Consider the following 24085-nt stretch of genomic DNA (forward strand, 5'->3'; position numbering starts at 1 on the left):
CTCGACACCTAGAAAGGATAGTATAAAAGCACTCTGCTATATTTGTCATTCATTCAAAATAGTGCTAGACTAAATATAGAAAGCATTAAAAAAATATTTTGGAGGGATTTATATGACAAACAAGCAGCGAAAAAATCATGGTATACAGTTGATACTATACATCATTCTATTTGTCATCTTAAACTTTGTTATCAATGGAATTGTTATCCACTTCTTTCATGCTTCAACTGCCGAAATCATAGCAAAATGGATCCACCATATATTTAACTAGCACTTAGAATTAAAAGCATAAACTCCACGAGACCTTTATAGGTAAAAGTCTCGTGGAGTTTGTTTAATCATTCATTATCAAACCATTCATCACAATTTCAACCAATTCAACTAAGGCTTCTCGATAGGTAAGACCACTGTCATCTAAAGAATCAGACGACATAAATGCCTCGAATGCAGCTGTTAATATCATTTTCAATACATTTATATTGATTGGTCTTATCGTTTCCTCATGAATCCCTTGTTCAATTAAAGCAAAAATTGGTTCCCAATCAGCTTCAAAATGCTGTTGTAAATTAAAATTAACCGACGGATACATCTTTTCTAAATTTTTCAGCTCTCTAAAATCAATCTTTTCAAATTCTTGTGGCATCGCAATTAAAACTGATTTCAATTTCTCTACCGTACTTAAACTACTTTCTAAAATCCGACATTTTGTCGCTTGAATTTTAGCGAATCCATATTCAACCACTGCATTAAAAATAGCTTCTTTCGAACTAAAATATTGATAAATGGTCTTTTTTGAAATTCTTAATCGACTCGCTAATTCATCTAATGTAAATTTAAAACCTTGTTCTTGAAACAATTGAATGGTTTGTTCAATTATTTGTTGTTCCAATGGTAACATTAACCTACACTCCTTCTACCTACCCCGACATATATATTCACTACACTGATACAACTACTTTTACATCGAAACTATACCCGTTTATGCAGTTTCGATTATATCAGCTCATATCCACCTATTCAATCCAATAATGATATTATCGTTTATAATAGAGCTTTATTGACAAAATATAGCAATTAGTCAACTATATATTTCATAAATTGAAAACGGTACATTACACTTTAAATCAAGCAATATCCAGACAAAGATTCTCTAAATAAATATAAAAAATAGTGCATATTACTTAAAATTCTATACAATTTATGTTATTTTATTAAGGTGCTACTTTTTATTTGAAAAAATTCTAATTAGAAAGGAAGGAATAATTTGGCAAAATTTTCAAAAAAAGATTTTATTAAACTTTTTATAATCACTTTCAAATTATCAGCAGTGACCTTTGGTGGTGGCTTCATTATTATTCCATTAATGAGACAAAAGTTTGTTGAAGAACTCCATTGGTTAGATGAAGATGAAATGTTGGATTTAACTGTTATTGCCCAATCTTCACCCGGCTCAATTTCTGTTAATGCTTCTATCTTAATTGGATATCGTGTAGCTGGAATGTTAGGTGCTTTAACTGCAGTACTGGGAACTGCCTTGCCTCCACTTATTATCATTTCGATTGTTTCCTTATTCTACCGAGCATTTCGTGATAATTTATATGTCCATTTAGTCATGAAAGGAATGTTACCTGCTGTCGCTGCCGTTATCTTCGATGTTGTCTTTCGAATGGGTAAAAATGTACTAAAAGATAGAGAAATCTTACCGATTATCGTGATGATATTGAGTTTTATCAGTGTGCATTATTTCCATGTTAACATTCTTCTTATCATTTTAATTTGTGCATTAATCGGCGGTTTGAATACCTTGTATCAGCAAAAACGGAAGGGGGATATTCAATCATGATTTACCTCAGACTTTTTTGGGCTTTTTTCAAAATTGGTTTATTTAGTATCGGTGGTGGCTATGCAGCTATGCCTCTCATTCAACATCAGACTATTGATGTCAACCATTGGCTGACCATGACGCAATTTGGGGATATTACAACCATTGCCGAAATGACCCCAGGCCCAATTTCACTCAACTCTGCAACATTTGTGGGAATCCAAGTCGCAGGTATCCCAGGGGCACTTATCGCTACTATTGGGTGTATTTTACCGTCCAGCATTATCGTCATGACTTTCGCTTTTTTATATTATCGCTATCGTGGATTTTCAATTGTCAATGGTATCTTACTTGGACTACGCCCTGCTGTTGTTGCCATGATTGCCTCGGCTGGTATCGCATTACTCAATATGGCACTATTTGGTCAACAAGATTTACCTCAATCTTTAAATCAATTTGATGTGCTTAATGCTTGTATCTTTATCGGAGCTTTACTATTATTACGTTTTACAAAACGCTCTCCAATTCACATTATGTTACTTGCAGGATTAGTGGGATTAGTATTGTCGTTGGTGTGATAGGTAATGAAAAGAGACTGAGAAAAGGTCATATATTACAACAAATAAACGTATATACTGCTATTCAATTAGCTTTGCCATTTTATTTGTTGCAATAATTAGACTTTTTTCAGTCTCTTTATCTAGTTTAACCTTATTCTATTGTTAATACACTCGAATGACGTTGCCTTCCGTAATACCATTTTCATTATAAGCATCTACTCTTACAAAGAATGGTTCGCCCTTAATCAAAGCACCAATTTTTTGAGTATGCTTTTCTGTTATCAAGTAGCTATTATATAATTTCTCTGGATGATTTCCAAATAAGATATTATATCCTAGAGCAGTATTATCGCTAGATGAATCTACATGGATTTCAACATCTAAATCACTTATTTTTTCCACTGTATATTGAGGAACCAAAGGTTGTATACCATTACCTTGTCCGAAAATTCTCAATCCAGATATAGCTGCTTTTTGTTCATAAGGCAATGCATTAATTGTTAGCTTTACATACCTTAATTGTAAACCATCTTCCTTTACAATAAAATCATGCGGCAAATCCGTTTTAGCATCCCATTTATCTTCAATTACAAAATAACTCACGCCATCTAAAGAGCCTTCCAGCTTCCATTGCGTACAATAATCCACTTCATCAATATATCTCGCTTGTGTTCCCATTCTAATTTCTCCAGGTACGGGAATATCCAAATTATCATCAGCAAAATTAATTTGCATTGCATTTACTGTCATTATCTCTCCTAAGTCCACCTGCAACCATTCACCTGATTGATTGGTCTTAGCTCTCCACCAAGTTTGAATATCTTCTTCAACTACGTTCTTAGGTTCTTTTCCATCTTCAAAACTTGATGCTGAAACTTGTTTACCTATATGCAAAGGGTACCATTCCGGTTTTTGCCAATTCGTAACTTTTCCATCTTCAACTAAAATCGGCCAATCCCCATATAATTGATTGCAAAATAGTTGTCCATTCTTATCATAACCAGCTGGCCATAGACCTACTCGCCGTTCAAAATTATGATTCATACTAATCCTCATTGTTGCAGCGTGCCACCAATTTCCATTTTTATCTTCTAAAGTAGACCCGTGTCCAGCACCTGGAATAAAGCCTCCTGGTTTATAGGAATAAATTGGTTGTTCAGCAATTTTATATGGACCTAATGGCGAATCTGCAATATAAACGCCATCCCCATAGCCATTATACTGCGTTCCAGGAAAAGCATATTGCATATAGTACTTATTATCATGCTTAGTTAACCAAGCCCCTTCAATAAAAGGTCGCTGCGAGAACATTCCTTTTATAGCAGTTTCATACAATTTCATCTGCTGTGGCATATTTTCTTTAGTAAATCCTTGACTAGAGATATACGCTTCGAATTTTTTTTCAACTAAATCATTCTCTAATGGGAATAAAGCATGGTCTTCTCCTATTCGTTCATAACCTTTTGTGAATGCATCTCCATCTAAGATAGCTACTTTCTCTGATATCGGCTTCATTGTCTCAGGGTCTAATTCACAACCCCAGATAGGTTCATCATTCGTACAACCCCAGAAAAAATATATTCTTCCATCATCATCTACAAACAAATTTGGATCCCAAAAGTCAAATGTTCCTTCTATTTTTTCATATGGACCTTCAATAATATCTTTCGTGCGGTAATAATCACAATTTTCTCCCTTTTTAGAAGCAGAAAAGTATACATACTCGCCCAACACTCGTACATCTGGTGCATAATCATATAATGGCAAGTAATCTGGCAATCTTTTTGCCTCCCAATTCACTAAATCTTCTGAGACCCATACGCTTAAATTCATCGATACAAACATATAATATAAACCATTATAATATATCAATGAGGGGTCGGCTGCTTCTCGATTAATTTGTAATTTCCCTACTCTTTGATCAAGATTAAATTGATATCGATAATTTATATTTAAAGGATTACAATAATATTGTTTTGTCATCAATTTCACTCCATTTCATTATAATTTTATGGACACCAGGATTTAATACCTCTGATTTTCCATTTGGTAATATGAATCTAGCCTTATTGTTTACTGGTATTTCGATATCAAAGATTAGCTTTTCATTCTCAAACTGCCAACCACTTTTCACCAAGCCAACAGGTGATGCATACGACGCCTTAGCCATTTCCAACAATTTATTTGGATTAGGTTGAATAACTATTTCATTTCCAGATATATTGATTCCACATACGCCCTTAAACAACCATCCGCTAATAGCACCATAAGCATAATGATTTAAAGATTCCTGCGGCTTTCCATTTTGATTAATTCCATCCCATGTTTCCCAAATAGTATTAGCACCTTTATTTATCGCATATAACCAACTTGGATAAGTATCTTGTAACAACAATTTATAAGCGGTATCATAATAACCATATTTAGTTAAAGCAGAACATAAATGCGGCGTCGATAAAAAGCCAGTATTTAAATGATAGTTATTTTCTATTATCATTTTATTTAATTCATTCGCTGCTTCTTGAAGCTTATCTTCTGGTAGCAAATTAAATTGAATGGCTCTTACATATTCATGCTGTCTATCAGATTTAATAATGCCATTGTTTGTAAAAGCATATCGATAGGCTTTTTTAGCATTTTCCGAAATTAACATATACTTATCAGCCTCTTCATTTCGCCCAAGAACTCCTGCTATTTCAGCCATTAAACGACCTGAATAAGCTAAATAGGCAGTTCCTATTGACTTCCGTGGATTCATCATCGCCTGTTGTGCAGTAATCCCTGGTTCACTCCATTCGCCATAATCCATTCCGTTAAGTACAGTATATTTCGAAAACTCACCGTCTAATTGTTCATCAGTAGTCATTTGTGCTCTTCCATATAAAAACGCATACCATTTCTGCATCATTGCATAATTTTCTTTTAATAACGAAATATCACCAGTACGCTTATACATTTCATAAGGCGTAATAATCACTGAATCACCCCACCCCACCGACATACATAACAACTCTGTTATATAACTTCCAAAACTATTTTTGGGGCTAATATTGGCAACTTTACCATCCTCATATTGGTTAACTTGACATTCCAATAACCATTTTCTAACTATAGGCAAACAGTCCATTAAATATAGTCCTGTTTCAATAAATAATCCGATGTCTCCTGTCCAACCTGCCCTTTCTCGAGTTGGACAATCAGTCGGTATATCACAAAAATTCCCTTTCATACTCCAAATGCTGTTTTGTACTAATTGATTAAGCTGCACATTAGAACTCTCAAAATGTCCTAAAGTTTCCATTTTAGAATAAACCGCAACAGCAGTAAATGTTGCATTTGTTAAATCAACATCCGTTTCAATCTTAGCATATTGAAATCCCATTATAGTAAACGACGGTTTGTAATAATTGTAGCCATTTTTACAGATTAATTCGATAATTTGTAATATGCCACCCTCTTTATGACGATCACGTTCTTGAAAATTTTCCTGTGTGAAATTACCATTTTCATCCAATGCCTCACCACACACTAACCTTATCACTTGACCTTCTTTTGCATCAATCTCAATTTCAGGATATCCAGCAATATTCTGTCCAAAATCAATAACTTTATCTCCATTTGGAGTCGTAATAATTTTCCCTACAAATCGTTCATTTTCGATAATCGGAACAGTATTCATACCTTTCAATTTTAGATAATTATTTTCAACTTTAACTTCATGCCAAGCTTCTATCTTACTTAATCTCGCATCGTATATTTCCCCATGCTGCATGTCATTTTGACGTATCGGTCCATTTTGACTGGCTTGTATATCTTGATTCGCTTCACAAATCACTTCCCCATTTGTTTCAACCCTGAACCAAACACCTATATCTTCACCAAAAATATTTCGATCTCCCGAAACACCCGATGTACTTCGATACCAACCGTCGCCTAAGGCAATTAGTAACTGATTATCTCCCTCTTTGAGATAGGAAGAAATATCATAAGTTTGTATGCTAACATGGTAATCAAATGAAGTAGTCCCCGGTGCTAATACCATATCTTCAATTCTTTCTCCATTTATCCAAACAACATACAGTCCTTTTGATGTTATGTATAACCGACTATCTCCTAATTGTTCTACCGTAAAACTTTTTTTCAAATAACTAGCCGGTTGATGTACTTGAAAGTCTCCTGTAATAGTTTGTTGTGGAAACGGCTGCACTGTATTATTTTCTGACTCTTCTGCCTTTTTTTTCCAATTTAAAAATGTATATCGATTAATTGAATCCTCTAGCGAATAATTTTCAATATTGAGTTTATCAATTTCTGGATTAATCCACTGTATAGTAAGATTTTGAGTATCTAATCCCGTTTCGAAAAAAGAAAAGTGACTCCATTCCCCTACTTTTAGTTCCTCATTCCACAGTCGTATTTTCCACGCAAAAACAGTTTTATGCGGTAAATACTCTTGGTATAAATACGACATATCAGAGGAATCTACTTTTCCACTATCCCAAAACAATTCATCCTTAATAAATATTTGAATTTGCCATGCTGTTTGAAATGAATCTTCTTCACAATTCCATGAAAAAAATATTGAATCTGCATCGATTCCAATTGGATTAATCATATGATTAGTTTTTAATCGGATTCCTTTCATTTTTATCTTCCTCTCCGATATATTTTATTGGTATGTAAATAATTTTAATTTTAGTAATTTATATTCATTAAAGCTCAAACGACTCGCCTCGTCTCCATTCAACCGCTTAGTAGGAATCCATCTATTTTTCATAAAGATTCCTTCTTCTAATGAAATAATATCTACATTAGGTTTATCCACATCATTCGAAGCAAAATGCAACATACATCCATTAGCAATAATATAAAAAGTTTCCTCATCTTCTTGCAGTATCAAACACACCCCATCTTTTCTATTAATAATAGGTATATTCATGAGAACATTAAAGATAATATCTCCAAATAACATTGCCCCATTGCTAATACTCTCTGCCGATACAACAGTTATATCATTAGAATTAAAACTTTCTGAACTCACCGCCTGTAATTCATTCGTTCCGTATTTACTAATTAACAGTGGCATCATATCATTAAGTGTTCTTGCCACCCATTGATATTCCAACACATTTTGTGGTTGCTTTAATAACGGATCACTTGTATCTACTCCAAATAAATAAGCAGATATATCATCAAATGGTTGCCCCATATCTTCAAAACCAAACGGAGCAAATCCCGCTGCATGGTAATGTCCAATTGTATATACTAATCTCGGAGCTGCATGCGAATGTGTAGCTGTCTCCGGTATAAATAGTGGATTATCCAATTTCAGATACGAATCACAAACTTCAATAAAATTAGGTACATAGATATCCGGAGCATAAACATCTATTGAGGGTGCTGCATATTTCCACACTTCCATCATTTTAGCAATAGGTCCTCCACTAGGATACACCCCTGCATCTTGCCCTTTATCTAGCCAGCAATTAACAATAAATGGTAAGGAATACTCCTTTTTACCAGCTGCTGCTACCTTTTCTACATAACTTGCGAATTGATACGCTGAAAATACTTCTCCTGCTACCTTGCCAAATATTTCTTCCCAAGTACCCACATTAGGGGCTTTTTCAACTATTTCCTTTATTGTTTTATCCATTGAAGCACTATTAGCCTTCATGTGTTTTATAAATTTCTCCGGAACAGTTTGTATAAATAATTCATCTGCCTTATCAGAATGTTCTCGATCACTTCCCTGCAAACCAACCTCATTCTCAACTTGAATTCCAATAACAGTTCCTATCTCACCGTCAATCTCTTTAATATGTGCCATAAATTTACTAAAGGCTTGTGCATCTGCCTTACATGTTTCTTCCCCCAGATAAGATAATGTGGTATAGGGCATATTATAAAATTGTTTTAATGATACTTTATTTTTTCCTTTTTCAACCTGAGCTCTAGGAAATCTTTCTAAATCTCTTTTTACCCATTCTGGAGCATACATAGATTGTGCATTTTTCCATGTGCCAAACCATAGAAATATTAAGTGCAGTTGATACTCTCTAGCTTGACTAATCAATGCATCAATTAAATCAAATTCGAATCTCCCTTCGATTGGTTCAATCAATTCCCAATATGCTGGTACAAGTACAGTATTCAAACCTAATGTTACCGCTTTTTCAAAAATAGATTCCATCGTTTCTGCACTTGATGCATTCGAATTGTGAGTTTCTCCTGAAATCGCTATAAATGGCTTATTATCAACTGTAAAAACAGTTCTTGTTTTATTCATATTACTCACCCCTTTTTAATTTTTTGGAAAATCCGATTAAGATGTTTTGCTGTTTCAGGATCAGTATCTCCACTTTGTTTCAACAAACTAATTAGGGTCATTCGTCCCATCATTCTTTGTAACGCTGGATTATCCTTAACTCTTTCCGCTACTTCTCCTCTACTAGCAGTATTCTGATTCATCATTGCATCAAGTACACTGCGAGCTTCAGGATGTTTCCTTATTTCTGCAAGTGTATCATTAACTGAATAAAATTCTGGGTCTATCTCTTCGTCATCAAACCAATTTAATACCGCTGCTTTTTTATTCAACACATAATCTAAATTGGGTTCCGATACCTTATTTATATTAATGCAATCAAAAAATTCACCTGATTTGGCCTCAATCACATGTTGGAAACTGATAGGGACTTCAAATGTATAGAAACATTGATTAGCTTTTCGCTCAAATAATTTTCCATCAACATATAAATCTACTGACTCCAAATTAGAATAAACTTTTATCTCCGTTATCTCTTCGACCCTGTCCTTATATCTTCTTCCGCAAATATGAACAAATGGTTCTTTACTCCATACTGACTTATACGCATAAAATGCGTCTTTTTTGACTTTTCTATCAAAAGTTACTAATCCTTTTTGATTTAAACCATGTTCTCCACCCTCATCTCTTCCATCCGCTGCAAAATCAAACATATTCCATACATATGTAGACCACAGCCAAGGTCTATCTTCAATCATATTAATCATATGCTCATGATAAATAGACTGATAACTTTCCGTATAATCCCCTTTTTCAGGCTTTGAAGATTGGAACTTAATATTTGCGTCAGCACCATACTCTGAGAAACCCATTGCTTTATCAGGGTATTTTTCGTGAAATTCATCGAAGAAAACGTTCGTATCTTCCAGTTCACCTAAATACCAGCCATAGTATAAATTATATGCATTGATATCTGGAATATCCAATATTGGACTATCTGTTTCTAGCATAAAAACATTTGCCATTGTAGTTGGACGTGTTTTGTCTAGCTCGTGACAAAGATTATTTAAAATCCGATGATTTTCCAATAATTCTTCATTTACTATACTCGCAGCCGTTATCTCATTAGAAAGTCCCCAACATACAATAGAAGGGTGATTATAATTTTGAACAACCAACTCTTGCATTTGAGAAAGGGTATTCGATACACCATTCTTCATATGCATAGTAATATAAGGGATTTCCGCCCAGACACACATTCCTTTTTCATCGCATAAATCATAAAATGATTGAGAATGCTGATAGTGTGCTAATCTGATTGAATTAGCCCCAATTTCAGTTATCAAATCCATATCGATAATTTCTTGCTCAATAGAGATAGCATTACCTATTCCTTTAAAATCTTGATGTCTCGACACTCCACGTAATGGATATGCTCGCCCATTTAACATAAATCCTTTCTGCGGATCAACTTCAAATTTTCTACATCCAAATTTTGTAGATATGGTTTCACCATTCTCTAACTTTGCCTCTAATTCGTACAAGAAAGGATCATTAATACCATCCCATAATCTTGCATTATTTAAAGTAATCTTACCCTCTGCTTTATCATTTTTTACATCTAACTCATATTCTTTATTCAAGAAAGAAACTATTATTTTCTCAGCATTTTTTGTCCAAGCCTCAATACTAATCTCAACAATTTTTCCCTCTAAATCTATTACTTTCGGTGTAACTTTCAATCCATTAGACCCAAAGTAATCTAAATCAAAGTGCATTTCCGGTACAATCACCAAATGAACGTCTCTATAAATTCCACCGTAAAAAGTGAAATCTGCCGTCTGAGGATACACATGATTCTTCTCATTACTCACTTGCACTAATAATTCATTATTAGTATCAATATAATCAGTTATATCCAACCTAAATCTTGAATAACCACCTTCATGACTCCCTGCTATCCGATTATTGATAAAAACATTCGCAATCATACCCACGCCGTCAAATTCTAAATAAACTCGCCCATTAGATGGTATATCAATCTTTCCAAGTTCACGGCGATACCAAGATGAGCCACGAAAATAATCATTGCCGCCATCTTGTCCATCAATCGCATTCCAAGTATGGGGTAGCGTTACCTTCTCCACCTTGCTCCATTCTCCTGGCATAGACTCCTGACCTTTAATAAATTCCCAATTTTGATTAATATTTACTCTTTTCATATTTCACCTCATAATATATTGAATAATAATGTCGGCAACTATTTTTCATAGCTACCGACATATGAATTACATTTTATTATTGTTTACTTCAGTAGTTTACATATTTTTACTATTAGAGAGTGCTTCTTTTTTCACCGCAATTCTCTCTTGAACACGAACCATTTCATCCATGGTTAAATCACAGTTTTTCATTGCAATTAAAGTAACAATCCAACCTAAAATAGGCAACCCATATGTTACTGCCATCGCAATAAGAAATACTCCTGTTGTCATTTCATCGCCAGGTTGTGGAACAGTTGATGTATAACCGATTGCTGCTATAGCAAATGTAGAAATTAAAGCACCAAAAGATGAAATAATTTTATCAATCAAGCTATAAGTTCCAGAAATAACTGCTGGAATATATTTTCCTGTTCTATCTAACTCGTAATCAACAATGTCTGCCATAAATGAACTATTTGAGATAGTAACACACATTGTACAGCCCAAAACTATAATTCCTAAAATAACATATATGGCTGTTTCCAATCCTTTATTAGCAATTTTACTTGGATCGATGAGAACGAAAAACACTACAGTAACAATAGATGCGATAATACTCGCATAAGTCCAAGTTACAATCCCTTTTTTAGCACCATTTTTCCCAACATATTTTGCACCTATTATTGCAAAAAGAATGGAAGGTATCATAGAAATCAATCGCAAGATACTTGATAGCCCCATATCTCCTATAATTATCCCATATAATAGCGTTGTAATTACGGCTTGTGAGCCGGCATTTTGTGCAATTTTATCCGATGCTGCTGCTGCAATATAAGCTCTTAACGGTTTATTATTTTTAAGTACGTCAATCATATCTTTAAATTTTAACGGTTCAGTTTGACGGTTCGTTCCTAAAAAATTTTCTGGCTTATCAATACCACTAATACCAATACAGCATAGGACATTTCCAACAAATGCTAAAAATAACACTGATCTCACTGCCATAGAAAGGTATGCAGCATTAAAAGTTCCTCCCGCTCTTTGTAAAACGACTACGTTTAAAAAGATACTTAAAGATGTCGGAACTAAGAAGTTAAATAAAGTGGTCCAAACTCCTACCATTGGTCTTTGCTTTGGATCATTAGTCAGTAATGCAGGTATCGTTTGAATAGTCATATTAATCAGTGTATATCCTATTACATAAAGTCCATTTAGCAAAACAAATACAAATGTCCCCATTTGTTTATTGATTAAGCCTTCAAAAATTAACCAAATAGCTACAGATTCAATAATGAATCCACTCATAATTAAAATGCGCAGTTTCCCATATTTCGTTTGGACTCTGTCATATAAAAATGCCAACATAGGATCAGTTATTGCATCAAAGATTCTAGATGCCGTTAAAATCACACCAATTACTGTTGTTGAAATACCAAATCCAATGCTTGCAGCATAACTCACTTGATTCATTAATATATATATAGCCATTCCACCTAAAGCATTAAACGAATATAATATTATTTGCCAAATTTTTGCTTTTCTATAAATCGCTCTACTTTCTTGTGTTTCATGTTGCATCGTTGCTTCCATATAAATCCCCTTTCGTGTTATCGCTTTCATTAATAGTAATTATAATTTACCACGATTTATCAATTTGGGGTAGAAAAAATATGAAAATAATAGAAAAAATATGCTATAATATTATTATTAATTAATACGCTTACAAAAAAAACAGGTGATTCTCATGCTTTCAACACTTTTCTCAAAGTTAATTTCCAACTTATTAAAGGTCACAGTATACAAAATTGAAGATGAAAATATATTGCAAAATATTTCTACGCAATATCAGTCTACTCATTACAGTCGTTCTATGTTCCATGTCTCATCATTAAAATATTTAATTTCACACGTGCCAGAATATTCATTTACCGAATTTATAGATGAATTGAATGTCTGTATTCTTTTCTTTTATTTTGCGTCTGAACTCTATATGATTGGTCCTTATATGAAAGTTAGCCCAGATCGTAAACAAATTGAAGAATTTTTAATTAAAAATAAACTACCTGCGTCTTTTTCAATATCAATGGAGAATTATCTATCTAATATACCCATATTATCCTCCTACCGTATAACAGATACATTAAATTCCATTATCAATTCTTTCAATTCTGAGTATCCGAGTTTTAATTTTGTACGATTTGAATATAATAACAATAAAAAGAACTCTTACCAAAAGAACTTCGCAAAAGGAAATATTGACTACACAAATATTTATCAAAGGTATGAACTTGAAAACCAGTTAATGCTAATGATAGAATCTGGAGATATAAATGCTGTTCAACATGCATTCAAGGACGTTACCAATTTTTCGAAAAATATTTTTGATAAAATCAATAGCACATATGCATATAACTATTATAATGTCTACACTGCAAATGCGATGATTCGTGTGCTAGCAAGAAAAGCTGCCGAAAAAAGTGGTTTATCCGTCATCATTATTGATCAAATTACACAAAAAAATATTCAAAATTTAAAATTTAATTCAACTCAAGAATCATTGACGACACTTATTACTGAGCTAACTCAAGCTGTTCATGATTATTTAATTCATAAAAAGGATTATAATCCTATTATCTCTAATATTACTGAGTTTTTAATGTTTCATTATTCTGAAGAAATTTCTCTAACTGCCCTAGCAAATAAATTTAATGTCTCTGATTCCTACTTATCAAAATTATTCATCAAAGAAACTGGTGAAACAATCAAACAATATATTGCCAAATTACGCTGTAAAAAAGCAGCAGATTTATTAATTGAAACCAATATGAAAATCTCTCAAATTAGTGAATTTGTCGGCTATCTTGACAACAATTATTTCATAAAAGTATTTAAAAAATTATATAACCAAACCCCTTCTGAGTATCGAAAAAAAAGAACCCAAACCTAAGTCTGTTAAACTATGGGCTAACGTTTGGGTTCTTTTACTTATTTAGAAATATTTCGATTTCTCTCAATCATGTTATCTTTACGATTCAAATTCATACAAAGCCTCAACCTTATCCTGCTGAATGCCTTGTTTTAATTTCTCAACTGCTTCTCGACCTAACAATGTTTCTACAATTTTGAATGATTCATATATCGCAACGGCTGCTCCACGCCCGGTAATGACATTATCGTCCACTACAACAATTTGATTATCAACATACTGCTTTGCACTCGTCAATTCAGCCGAAAAAGTCGGGAAACTCGTTACGCTCTTGTCCTTAATCACACCAGCTTTTTCAAGCACAATCGGTGCTGCACAAATAGCCGTCACTAATTTTTCTTGCCGATTAAATGCTTGCACTAACTCAATCACTGTCTCATTATCACGCAGATTTGTCGCTCCAGGTAAGCCTCCTGGCAAATAGATACCGTCATAGTCATCAACTGAAATATCTTTAAGTAATTTATCTGCAATCACTGTAATCTGGTGCGACCCTGTTACTTGCAGCTTATCAGTTATGGCAACCGTATCGACTTCAATTCCTGCTCTTCTTAAATAATCGACTGGCGTTAACGCTTCGATTTCTTCAAATCCGTCAGCTAACAAAACTAAAAACTTCTTCATAAAACATCTCCTTTACTCGTTTGCATATTGCCCTTACTAATTTATTGTACCATTCAATAATTAAATACTACAATATTTAGTGCCGGCTCCTAACAAAGCTGTCCAATGAGCTGATAAATAATATTAATTCCCTTTCCCATACACAAAAAGCCCCTGCCTTTACAACAGAAGCTCTATACTTTTTATTCACTACGCCAGTTTGGCAATTCATTTAGTGGTAACCTTATCTTGCCATCTATTCTTTATAAATTCAACAATTGATTTAGGTCTCCTATCCCTCGAAAATATACCTTTTAAATTTCCATCAATTCTTCTAATATTACTAGCAGTTGAAAAATCAGCAAAATTCCATAAATGCTCTCCAATTACATAATCCAACTTATCAAGTATTTCAAATGTTCTTTTATAAAATTCTATTTGAAACTCCTCAGAATAAGGCGCACTATAAATGCTATGGATACCAGGCACAGTATCTACACCAAATTCAGTTATCATAATTGGCTTTTCAGGATAAAGACTATGCCACTTTTTGATTTCATCTTCTAATTTTAATATCGATAAATCTAATTCACCATGATCAATATACCAGCCATAGTATCTATTTAAACAAATTATATCTGTAAATTGAGTAATTTGATCTGACTCAGGCGTTGCGTTGACAATATTAGGCACAATAACTGGGCGCTTTTCATGATCTAATTCTCTGATTTGATTAAATAATGGCTCAAAATATTCTTTAGCACCCTTTTGATGCCCAGCCGGTTCATTCGCAATTGCCCAAGCTATAACAGAAGGATGATTTTTGTCTCGTTTAACCAGTTCATTAATTACTGATATATGAGCATCTTTCGTTTTCATTTGTTCCCACGTATTAATATCATTCACATTTTTAGTGACATCTGGATTAAATCTGGAGTACAAGCCCACCCCAGGCACTTCGTCAATCACAATAAACCCATTTCTATCAGCAAGTCTCATTTCTTCTTCTGAATAAGGATAATGTGATGTTCGATAGGAATTTGCTCCAATCCACTTCATCGCATTATGATCAAAATTCATGATTGCCTCATTCATTCCTTTACCTAAAACCGGAAAATCTTCATGTCTTCCAAATCCCTTTAAGTAAATCGGCTTATTATTTATTAAAAGCTGATTATTCTTGATTTCAATTGTTCTAATACCAAATTCCTCACTATAGGTATCAATTAACTTATCTTCTTCATCTAGCAATCGCACTTTTAAAGTGTATAAATATGCATTTAATGGCTCCCACTTATTAGTATTTTCAATAATTAAAGATGCATGTTTAGAATAAGCTGAAGCAATTGTTTTGCCCTCTTCATCTATAATTTCTAAGCTTATCTTATGATATTCCCCAATAATTGTGATTAAAGGAGATATCATAGTTCGATTTCCCTTAACATCATAATCGATAACAATATCTTTTATGTAAGTCTTAGAAGTGGTATAAATAGATACCGGTCTATTGATTCCGCAATAATTATAAAAATCAAACATTGGAATGACTTTTTCATTATTTCCTGTTTTAATGTGGCATCCTACCGGAAGTGTCGTTTCATCTAAAATATTATTAACAACTACTTCCAATAGGTTCTCTCCACAAATAACATAATTCGTTATATCTACTTCAAATGGAGTGAATCCGCCATAATGCTCCACCAGAAAATTTTCGTTTAAAAAAACTTTTGCAGATTGAGTAACTGATCCAAATCTTAGAACTATACGTTCATCTATTAAATTAGGATTCATAAAAAACTTTTTCTTAAAATGGAAATCCCCAACATGATTTCTAATATCTACATCTAAAATTTGATCATTTAATGATGCCGGTACAGCAATCGTAAACTCCTTTACCGTACTGTTTTTTTTATTCTGTATCTCAACATTCCATATTCCTGAAAGATCAAACTTAATTCTTCTTTCATTTTGAACTGGGTATAACATTATTTTTCACCCTCTATTAAATTTTCTTCTTGAACTGCTAGGTTATCTGCATGTTTAAACCAAGGTAACCACAAAATAGGTGAGATGATTAACTGAACAATTAATTGCCAAATAATTAATCCCATACTACCGCCAATTGAAGCGTGGAATCCTAAAGGTAGTCCAAAAACTGCTTGCGCTCCAATTGCAGGGGCTAAAATACCTAGTTTAATTAATATAAATGTTAAAATTAGATTGATTGAATTATTGAATACAAATGGTACAAAAAAGTTGAAATTCAAAACTAATGGAGTACCGAAAATAACGGGTTCCGTAACCCCAAACAATGCAGGCATAATAGCAATTTTTCCTAGTTCTTTATATCGCTTACTTTTACCCACAAATATCATTAATAATACAAGCCCTAACGCACTACCACCCCAACAAACAATATTTATTAAAGGCTGAGTTACGATATGAGGCAATTCTTTTCCTGCTTGAAAGGCATCAAGATTTTCAGCCGCCAATGATAACCAAATTGGCCCTACAATCGGTGAAATAACATTAGTTCCGTGAATACCGAAGAACCAAAGTAATTGTTGAAATGCAATAATAAATACTACTGCAACCATTGATCCACCTAAACCATTTAATGGTGCTTGAATTACTGTATACACAATTTGATGAATATTACCGAATGACGTCAGATTAAATAAAAAGGCTAATACAGCTGATAAAACACCTATAACAACAGTAGGAATAAGATTTTCAAACGACTTACTTACCATAGGTGGAACACCATCAGGCATTTTAATTGACCAATTATTTTCTTTCATCAATGCATATAGTTTAGCTACTGAAAGCCCAATAATAATGGCAGAAAACATCCCAGACGTTCCTAACCATGTTAATGGTAAAGCCATAATATTAGAATTTTCTTTAGCAATTAAATCTAATGGCGTTAAAATTAAGAAAGACATAATTGCAACTAAACCTACTGTACTAGCGTCCACATCAACGTCAAATTTTGATACTAGATTTTTTGCAATTAAAAACACTAAATATAATGCAATAGAACCAATAGTTAAACGATAAATTATTCCAAAGTATGGTGCAATTCCAATCGAAGCAAAAAATTCAGAAACAAATTTTACGGGAAATGCTTGAAAAATTACAGCAAAAGAGCCTAAAATCATTAACCCTATCAATGTCATCATAGAATCTGATACCGCTTTAACATATTTATTATTTGAAAAAGCTGTTACAGATCTCATTATTGATTTAAATAATTTATTATCCATTTCTATCACTCTTCCTATCCAATTAATTTTAGTGCATCTTCAAGAACTTTTGCTCCATTCATCATGCCATAATCCATCATATTTATTACCTCTACTTTAATTCCCTGAGGTTCATATTGTTTTCTTATCTTTTCTTCAATAAAACTCATTTGCGGACCAATTAATAATATATCTGTATGTCCTGTGTACGTTGCATAGCTTGATTCCGCCATCGCAGTAATTTCAACTTCTACACCTTTTTGTTTTGCAGCTTCTTTCATTTTTTGCATTAACATTGATGTAGACATCCCTGCCGCACAAATTAATGTTATATTTACCATATCCGTTCTCTCCTTACTTGCTTTTATATAATTCGACAAATTCTATTGCCATATCTTTAACCGTCATAGCATTCATTAAATGATCTTGTGCATGTATCAATAATAATGTGATATCTGTCTTCTCTCCTCCGGCTTCTTTAGTTAATAATTCTGTTTGGGCATGATGTGCTTTTACTAAAAACTCATTACATTCAGTTAATAATTTTTCTGCCTCCTCATATTCTTTTCTTTTTGCTGCATAAATAGCTTTCATCGCTAAACTTCTTGCATTTCCACCATTCACAATTAATCCCATAATAACATCTGTTTTTTCCATAATATTCTCCTCTTGCTAACATCTTGACAAGTTCATTTTAGTTGTATCCTAATAAATACTCTAGTGTAAAATATACCTCTTTATAAACGGTATTCTTTGGATAGAAATTTTATAAAAATAACTCCTTACAAAATTTTTGTAAGGAGTCATTTTATTTATTATTCTAATATTTCAATTAATGTTTCAAAACGACGTTCGCTAATTAATTTCTGTATTGCATTATTATCAAAAAATACTTTACTCGTTTTATCATAAAAATCCTCTAAATTTGGATCCTCTTGTGTCCCTACAGATATTAAAAACACCACTTGAACCTCATTATTTTTCCATAATATCGGCTTGTTTAAGATTGCTACTGCAACAAATGTTTCTTCACTCATTAACTTATATGGATGTGGGACTGCAATATAATTCCCAAAATCTGTTTGACCCAACTCCTCTCGTTTCAGTACAGCCGATTCAAAACCAACTGGAAGAATGCCATAACTGCTAATATGACAGCACATCTTAGCAATCACTTCTTCTCGAGTTATTGCTTCCAAATTTGGAATAAATAAATTTGTTGAATAATAACTCAATACTTTATCTCGACCACTGCTTTCAAAAAATTGTCGATACGTCAATATTTCATTCATATCAATAAAAAGATTAATTTCATAAATTGGAATTGGATATTTTTTACTTAACGGCACTGTTGTAAAAATATAATCTATATCATTCGCTGTAAAATTAAAATCATCTAGCTCATTGATATTACATTCAAAAATATTATTAATGTATTCACCAAAAGCTTGCAGATACTTATACTTAAATAATTGAGCACTACTTTTACCTGACACACATACTAAAATAATATTTTTCTTATGAATTTTATGCCCTCGCATTTCTGTTGCAAGTGCAAATATAATAGCAATAAATGCTATTTCATCATCTGATATTTCATAGTCATAAGTTTCAGAAAGAACAGTACAAGCAGTTGCTGCTATAGTATACTGAAATGGATATTCTTTTTTTATTTTTTCTTTCAGAGGATTTCCGATTGGGATATGGTAACGCAATCGAATATCCATTGGTACCATATGTTGATTAAGAGACATACGCAACTCTAAATTATTCCGAAAATTAATTGCAAATGCTTCAAAAACTCGAGTTAACATTTTAAAAACTAATTCATCTACTTTACTAGAAATGATAAAATTAGGGCCATATTTGCTATATGAATCAGATGATAGTAGTGCACTAAAATGAATTGTAAAAAAATGTTTCTCTATCTCCAACAGCTTTATCTGAAAAATCGATTCTATAATATCGCAGTAATTTTCCATAATGATGCGAGTAGCCTCACTAATATTTTTATATCCGGATATTTCATCAATTGTAAATCCTGTTTGAATTCTCTGAGAACTTACAATAATGGTTTTTACAAAATTTTCCATTGCTACTTCTGACATAGATACCTTATGCCTTATATTACCTTGAACAAGCATAGCCATTAAATTTTCAGCCAATAACTTATTTTCATAAAATTCAAATAAGTTATTGACTAAGCAAGTCCTCTTACTAAATTCTTTTCCTATTACTCGTACTCCATAATTAGGACGGCGCTCTAATTTAAGCTGATAGACATTTAATATCTCCTCGACTCTTTTCAAATTACTCGATATTGTATTTCTCGAAATATAAAATTTCTCAGCAATTTCATCTATCTTATAATAATCATTCGTTTCCAATAACAATTTCAACAATAATTTTTGGCGCTCTTCATTTGAAGAAGGTATATTTTCAACTGATTTTCCTCGTTCTATACTTAAAAATAACGTTTCATTATAAATATCTAAAATATAACCATAACGTCTTTTTGCTCGAATGACTGCCCCGTAATCTTCTAAGAATAAATTCAATTCTTCAACTCTATTTCGAAATGTTTTTTCACTTATACCTATTTTTTCAGCTAATTCTTTAGATGTTTGATATTCATCTACCGAAAGTAAATTTAATATTTCATACAGATTAATATTCATTAACTCACCTCCTATAGATATTTCGCTTTATATTATCAATTATTAGGTATTATGTCCACTTGATTATTTACCACTATGAATACGGTAATATTTCAATTAATTAATAATATACTTTACCGTTCAGTGAGATTTAAAAAATAGTTTAAATAACACTATAAATACTTAATAATATTATTACGAAGAACAGAAACTTCTTCTATGAAAATTTAATCATCCTTTCCCTACATACAACACAAAAGCCCCTGTCTTTACCACAGAAGCCCTATACTTTTTTATTCACTACGCCAGTTTGGCAATTCATTTAATGGTAAAGCAAAGCGTGTCTGTAACCATTTATCAGCCGACACAATCCATTCAGCAGCAATTGGATTAATTTCCGTCTTAGCTGACGCAGTCGCTTGAGTCGCTAATGCCAGTCCATGCTCCCCTTGTTCATAAATATGCACTTCAAATGGTATTTGCTTATCTGCTAAAGCAGTCGCCATCCTCGTTGTATGTCCTACCGGCACTAAGTTATCCCCTGCTGTCGCCCATAAAAACATCGGTGGTGTCGTTTTATCCACATGATAAGTTGGACTCATTGCTTTAAGCATCTCTTCATCCGGTTCCTCCACACCAAATAAAGCTAAATTACTCACTTTAAATAATGTCTGTGCCATACTATCCTGCTGTGCTGTAATATCTCTCATAAATACATAATCAGTAACCGGATACCCCGCAATAATCGCTGCCGGTTTTACTAAGTCCACATCGAAATATTCAGTAATTACGGGTTTATTATAATTTACTGCATAATTGAGTACATTGTGTCCACCAGCTGAAAAACCACATAATGCAATTTTATCCGTATCAAGTAGCCATTCTGACGCATGTTCATGTAAAATCATCATCGCCTTAGCAATATCATGAATTGGCGCTGGATAAACTGATTTTTCTCGCAATTCAAATGTTTCACCACCAAACACTTTAGCGATTTCACTCGGATGTTCTAAAAATACTGAATAACGCAACACGAAAGTATGGTATCCCATTGCTGCAAATCGTAACGCAATCGGTTCAGCTTCACGGTCTGAACAGTTTAAATAAGCACCGCCTGGACAAATTAAAATCCCTGGTCGTTTTTTCCCATTTAGCATTTCAGACGAATCTTCTAAGACATATGCTGTCAATTTAACATCTGGATGTTGCTCATCTAACATAAACTCTTTTACTAACATTCTCGCTCGACTCCTTTACGTTCTTTCTATTTATTGTAATAAAAGCACTATACTTTCTCTATACTCTGTTTTCAGATACTATATTGTCTTTTCACTGTTTTTCTATACCAAATGTCCTTGAACACGATTTAAATCAACTTGGACTACAATTTTATCCTCAACTTTTACTGTCCAATTTTTACCTTGTTTCACCACTTCAATCAAACCAGCAGCTGACTGATAACACATTTCAAAATTCTCTACAATCTCGACAGATGGAGCAATCTTAATTTTAGAAAAACCTGGTGCTATCGTTTTTAATCCGACAATTTCTCGAATCATCCAATCCAGCACACACCCAAAGGCATAATGGTTAAACGAAAAAGTCCCCACTACACCATTAGGCTGTATGCCTGCCCATGATTCCCAAATTGTCGTAGCACCATGATTCACTTCATAAAACCAAGACGGACATTCTTCCTGTAAAAAGACCGCTTTCGCTAATTCAACATAACCGTATTCACAAAGTACATCAAGCAAATACGGTACAGATAGAAAACCTGTATCTAATCGCCGACCATTTGCTTCAATTAATGCAACTAAACGATTCACCAATGGTTTCTCCATAACTGGTGGCACCATTTTAAATGCTAATGCTAGCACATAACATCCTTGATAATCTGCTGTTAAATAGCCTATTTCCGTTACAAACACTTGAGTAAAAGCTGCTTTAACATTCGCAGCATAATCACGATACGGCTGACCCTCGTCACCTAATAGTTCAGCAATCTGAGCTAATAATTCAGCAGAATGTGCTAAAAATGCTGTCGCAACCAAATCTTTTGTAACTTCTGCTGTTTTCATCGGATTCGGATCTTTCATCATAAAACTCGGAAACATCCAATCACCATAATGAAATTGCGTATCCCAAATATAACGACTCAATCCCTCTTTATCCCCCGCTGCACTTGATTGTCCAAATGCAAACCATTTCTTCATCGCCTCATAATTTTCAATTAAAACTTCTTTATTCCCATACCGTTGATACAAAGTCCAGGGCACCATAATAATCGCATCACCCCACCCAGCCGAAGCGTCTGCTCCTGTAAATGCCAAGTTTTTCGCATCAAGTGGTTCAGGAGAATAATCGGCAATAGCACCATTCTCACGTTGGTCAATTCGGACGCTTTTAAGCCACCGCTGAATCAATTGATTGGTGTCCATGAAAAAAGTTGAGGCAGGTGCAAATACTTGCATGTCACCCGTCCAACCTACTCGTTCTCTTTGTGGACAATCTGTCGGAATCGATAACATATTCCCTTTTTGACTCCATAAAATATTCGACAATAAACGATTCACTTTCACATCATTCGTTTTAAAGTATCCTGTTGTTTCCATTTGAGAATAAATTACAATGGCTTTAATATCTTCTAGTTCCAAATGAGTCAAACCTGTTATTCTCACATAGCGAAACCCATGAAACGTAAAATCTGGTTCTAAGATTTCTTTGCGTCCACGCCCAATAAAAATATCTCGAGCCTCTTTATTACGACCTACTATATTATGAAAAAATAAGCCAACTTCATTCAACACTTCTGAATGCTCAATCGTAATTTCTTGACCATTTGCTAAATCAGTCGATAAACGTACTCTCCCAGCAATTACTTGACCAAAATCAACAATATACGCATCATTTTCCCGCCAAATTTTTTTAGCCTCTAACATTTCTTGCCGATATACCATAGGGCCTTCTTGCAATGTTGATCGTTTGTAATCAGCCTTGATTTCAAAGACGACTTCTGGTAACTCCTCTTCGCTAATTTGCCAATCCGTATCTAAACGTAAATCTTGCTTTTCACCAATTTGAATATCAGCATACACATGTTTTCCACGTCCTGCCGTAAACGAATTATCCGTCCCAATGATAAATTGCGTTTCATCTTCAAATGTTACTACCAAATCGGCTAGCAATGCTAACTGATTGCCAAATTGAGTACTGCCACCTTGCACACTGATACGCCCAGCATACCAACCGTCAGCTACTTCCACTGCTAGAACATTTGTCCCCCTCTGCACTAAATCCGTTACATCATATTGCTGATACATTAAAAATTGTTGATAATTCGTATAGTCTGGTGTAAAAATAGCATCGGTTACTTCTTTTCCATTAATCATCGTATGATAAATACCTTGTGCTGTTATGAATAATTTTGCTTTTTTAATTCGTTTATTCATCGAAAATACTTTTTTAAAATACACAGTAGGATTCAAGCGTTCTTCAACTGGTGTTTGTTCAGTTTTTTTACCAGCAAACATATCAGCTAATGAGAATACCGGTTCTTCACTCACTATTGCTAGGTCTGTTGAAATCCAGCGACCTACCCATGATAATTGGTTGTTTCGCATCATAATTGCTCCTTTTCTGACTCGCTCACGCTATAAAATACTCGATTACAGTAATTATATTAATAGGGGCAACAAAATAGAACAATGTTCGTATTTGATTAAAAACTGTGATAATAT

General features: G+C 33.5%; 17 protein-coding genes. 3 read left to right on the top strand and 14 right to left on the bottom strand.

All coding sequences use genetic code 11. The features are described 5' to 3' along the window. Positions 1-334: 334 nt before the first annotated feature. Positions 335-898 (bottom strand): TetR/AcrR family transcriptional regulator, encoded by a 564-nt coding sequence (locus JDW14_08975; protein ID QQD65391.1) that lies wholly within the window; start codon positions 896-898, stop codon positions 335-337. Positions 899-1264: 366 nt separating this feature from the next. On the opposite strand from JDW14_08975, the gene JDW14_08980 reads away from it, so the two are divergent. Then, positions 1265-1843, top strand: a complete 579-nt coding sequence (locus JDW14_08980; protein ID QQD65392.1) for a chromate transporter — start codon at positions 1265-1267, stop codon at positions 1841-1843. After that, on the top strand, positions 1840-2400 hold the full coding sequence (locus tag JDW14_08985) for a chromate transporter (protein QQD65393.1): 561 nt from the start codon (positions 1840-1842) through the stop codon (positions 2398-2400). The genes JDW14_08980 and JDW14_08985 overlap by 4 nt, the downstream gene beginning before the upstream one ends. Before the next feature lie 144 nt (positions 2401-2544). On the opposite strand, the gene JDW14_08990 is transcribed toward JDW14_08985, so the two are convergent. The 5 genes from JDW14_08990 to JDW14_09010 all read right to left on the bottom strand — a co-directional run bounded on the left by JDW14_08990 (position 2545) and on the right by JDW14_09010 (position 12444). Then, on the bottom strand, positions 2545-4365 hold the full coding sequence (locus JDW14_08990; GenBank protein ID QQD65394.1) for a family 43 glycosylhydrolase: 1821 nt from the start codon (positions 4363-4365) through the stop codon (positions 2545-2547). Beyond that, positions 4343-7027, bottom strand: a complete 2685-nt coding sequence (locus JDW14_08995) for a family 78 glycoside hydrolase catalytic domain (protein QQD65395.1) — start codon at positions 7025-7027, stop codon at positions 4343-4345. The genes JDW14_08990 and JDW14_08995 overlap by 23 nt, the downstream gene beginning before the upstream one ends. 24 nt (positions 7028-7051) lie before the next feature. Beyond that, positions 7052-8671 carry a DUF5597 domain-containing protein gene (locus JDW14_09000; protein QQD65396.1) on the bottom strand — a complete coding sequence of 540 codons (1620 nt, stop codon included), beginning with the start codon at positions 8669-8671 and terminating at the stop codon, positions 7052-7054. A 5-nt stretch (positions 8672-8676) separates the two neighbouring features. Then, complete coding sequence (locus JDW14_09005) at positions 8677-10872, bottom strand: hypothetical protein (protein QQD65397.1); 2196 nt, start codon at positions 10870-10872, stop codon at positions 8677-8679. Between the two features lie 96 nt (positions 10873-10968). Beyond that, positions 10969-12444, bottom strand: a complete 1476-nt coding sequence (locus JDW14_09010; protein QQD65398.1) for an MFS transporter — start codon at positions 12442-12444, stop codon at positions 10969-10971. A gap of 154 nt (positions 12445-12598) precedes the next feature. Here JDW14_09010 and JDW14_09015 point away from each other — a divergent pair, with 154 nt between their 5' ends. Continuing rightward, the gene (locus JDW14_09015) at positions 12599-13801 is read left to right on the top strand and encodes a helix-turn-helix transcriptional regulator (protein QQD65399.1); all 1203 of its coding nucleotides are present in this window, start codon (positions 12599-12601) and stop codon (positions 13799-13801) included. A 78-nt stretch (positions 13802-13879) separates the two neighbouring features. On the opposite strand, the gene JDW14_09020 is transcribed toward JDW14_09015, so the two are convergent. The 8 genes from JDW14_09020 to JDW14_09055 all read right to left on the bottom strand — a co-directional run bounded on the left by JDW14_09020 (position 13880) and on the right by JDW14_09055 (position 23968). After that, a complete protein-coding gene (locus tag JDW14_09020) occupies positions 13880-14464 on the bottom strand; it encodes a DJ-1/PfpI family protein (protein ID QQD65400.1) in 585 nt (194 codons plus the stop codon). 207 nt (positions 14465-14671) lie between these two features. Next, entirely contained in the window at positions 14672-16429 is a 1758-nt protein-coding gene (gene uidA / locus JDW14_09025; GenBank protein QQD65401.1) for a beta-glucuronidase, read from the bottom strand. Then, positions 16429-17709, bottom strand: coding sequence for a PTS sugar transporter subunit IIC (locus tag JDW14_09030; protein ID QQD65402.1), 1281 nt, complete (start codon positions 17707-17709; stop codon positions 16429-16431). The genes uidA and JDW14_09030 overlap by 1 nt, the downstream gene beginning before the upstream one ends. A gap of 14 nt (positions 17710-17723) precedes the next feature. Then, the gene (locus JDW14_09035; GenBank protein QQD65403.1) at positions 17724-18029 is read right to left on the bottom strand and encodes a PTS sugar transporter subunit IIB; all 306 of its coding nucleotides are present in this window, start codon (positions 18027-18029) and stop codon (positions 17724-17726) included. A 13-nt stretch (positions 18030-18042) separates the two neighbouring features. Further along, positions 18043-18345: a PTS lactose/cellobiose transporter subunit IIA gene (locus JDW14_09040; protein ID QQD65404.1), complete on the bottom strand. Its 303-nt coding sequence runs from the start codon at positions 18343-18345 to the stop codon at positions 18043-18045. A 158-nt stretch (positions 18346-18503) separates the two neighbouring features. Beyond that, the gene (locus tag JDW14_09045; protein QQD65405.1) at positions 18504-20366 is read right to left on the bottom strand and encodes a PTS sugar transporter subunit IIA; all 1863 of its coding nucleotides are present in this window, start codon (positions 20364-20366) and stop codon (positions 18504-18506) included. A 272-nt stretch (positions 20367-20638) separates the two neighbouring features. Then, the gene (locus JDW14_09050) at positions 20639-21583 is read right to left on the bottom strand and encodes an alpha/beta hydrolase (protein ID QQD65406.1); all 945 of its coding nucleotides are present in this window, start codon (positions 21581-21583) and stop codon (positions 20639-20641) included. A gap of 102 nt (positions 21584-21685) precedes the next feature. Beyond that, complete coding sequence (locus JDW14_09055) at positions 21686-23968, bottom strand: family 78 glycoside hydrolase catalytic domain (protein ID QQD65407.1); 2283 nt, start codon at positions 23966-23968, stop codon at positions 21686-21688. Between the last annotated feature and the right edge of the window lie 117 nt (positions 23969-24085).

The sequence above is a fragment of the Aerococcaceae bacterium zg-252 genome, from assembly GCA_016237705.1.
Taxonomy (GTDB): domain Bacteria; phylum Bacillota; class Bacilli; order Lactobacillales; family Aerococcaceae; genus Globicatella; species Globicatella yangjingiae.

Bases quoted from the DNA above. Each gene is read 5' to 3' on its own strand.
- JDW14_08975 (QQD65391.1), bottom strand. From the start codon at position 898: ATGTTACCATTGGAACAACAAATAATTGAACAAACCATTCAATTGTTT.
- JDW14_08985 (QQD65393.1), top strand. From the start codon at position 1,840: ATGATTTACCTCAGACTTTTTTGGGCTTTTTTCAAAATTGGTTTATTT.
- JDW14_08990 (QQD65394.1), bottom strand. From the start codon at position 4,365: ATGACAAAACAATATTATTGTAATCCTTTAAATATAAATTATCGATAT.
- JDW14_08995 (QQD65395.1), bottom strand. From the start codon at position 7,027: ATGAAAGGAATCCGATTAAAAACTAATCATATGATTAATCCAATTGGA.
- JDW14_09000 (QQD65396.1), bottom strand. From the start codon at position 8,671: ATGAATAAAACAAGAACTGTTTTTACAGTTGATAATAAGCCATTTATA.
- JDW14_09005 (QQD65397.1), bottom strand. From the start codon at position 10,872: ATGAAAAGAGTAAATATTAATCAAAATTGGGAATTTATTAAAGGTCAG.
- JDW14_09010 (QQD65398.1), bottom strand. From the start codon at position 12,444: ATGGAAGCAACGATGCAACATGAAACACAAGAAAGTAGAGCGATTTAT.
- JDW14_09015 (QQD65399.1), top strand. From the start codon at position 12,599: ATGCTTTCAACACTTTTCTCAAAGTTAATTTCCAACTTATTAAAGGTC.
- JDW14_09020 (QQD65400.1), bottom strand. From the start codon at position 14,464: ATGAAGAAGTTTTTAGTTTTGTTAGCTGACGGATTTGAAGAAATCGAA.
- uidA (QQD65401.1), bottom strand. From the start codon at position 16,429: ATGTTATACCCAGTTCAAAATGAAAGAAGAATTAAGTTTGATCTTTCA.
- JDW14_09030 (QQD65402.1), bottom strand. From the start codon at position 17,709: ATGGATAATAAATTATTTAAATCAATAATGAGATCTGTAACAGCTTTT.
- JDW14_09035 (QQD65403.1), bottom strand. From the start codon at position 18,029: ATGGTAAATATAACATTAATTTGTGCGGCAGGGATGTCTACATCAATG.
- JDW14_09040 (QQD65404.1), bottom strand. From the start codon at position 18,345: ATGGAAAAAACAGATGTTATTATGGGATTAATTGTGAATGGTGGAAAT.
- JDW14_09045 (QQD65405.1), bottom strand. From the start codon at position 20,366: ATGAATATTAATCTGTATGAAATATTAAATTTACTTTCGGTAGATGAA.
- JDW14_09050 (QQD65406.1), bottom strand. From the start codon at position 21,583: ATGTTAGTAAAAGAGTTTATGTTAGATGAGCAACATCCAGATGTTAAA.
- JDW14_09055 (QQD65407.1), bottom strand. From the start codon at position 23,968: ATGCGAAACAACCAATTATCATGGGTAGGTCGCTGGATTTCAACAGAC.